This is a genomic window from Vibrio sp. 970 (genome assembly GCF_033339075.1).
Genome location: NZ_JAWOTW010000664.1, coordinates 1 through 555, shown reverse-complemented (window position 1 = coordinate 555; position 555 = coordinate 1). Strand labels below are relative to the sequence as shown.

General features: G+C 45.4%; 1 pseudogene. It reads right to left on the bottom strand.

From position 1 onward, the window contains the following. Positions 1 to 555: pseudogene (gene yebU / locus R7Q11_RS28495) on the bottom strand (16S rRNA (cytosine(1407)-C(5))-methyltransferase RsmF); the annotation flags it as partial.

Here is a 555-nt window from a genome sequence, read left to right as displayed (position 1 = left end):
CGATAATCGCACCTTGGTACTTAACTAGCACTTCGCCTTTACCCATTTTCAATCCTTCTGGAATGATTTGAGGACGAACATCACGGCCCATGTACCATTCACGTGCTTCTTCAATCGTTAGCTCAATAGCGTTGCTTTCAGCACCCGTCGCCAGCGCGGTAGCGACTTGGTGTTGCCAACGGTAGCCATTTTTATGTGCTTCAGCGATTTTAATGCCCATGCGAGAAAAACGTAATTCGCCAATCATAGGCTCAAGCGCATCTGGGAATAGCCAAACGTCTTTATCTCGGAGCCAAACCGTACTTTCGGAAGGTAACTCAATATCCAATGCGTTGTGTAGTTGCTTTGAAATCTCTTCTGATTCTTTCTTCGACGCTTTTACGAACGGGAATTTGCCCATGCGCTTTTTCACTTGTGGCGCCTCTACAGAATGGTGTTTGCGAATACGCGCAACAAAGAAGCCTTCACAGTCATAAACCTGAGGGAAGATGTGTAAGAAACCTTCTTCTGTTAATGCGGCGTTTGCATTTTCAAATAATCCATCCAGACTCTCAA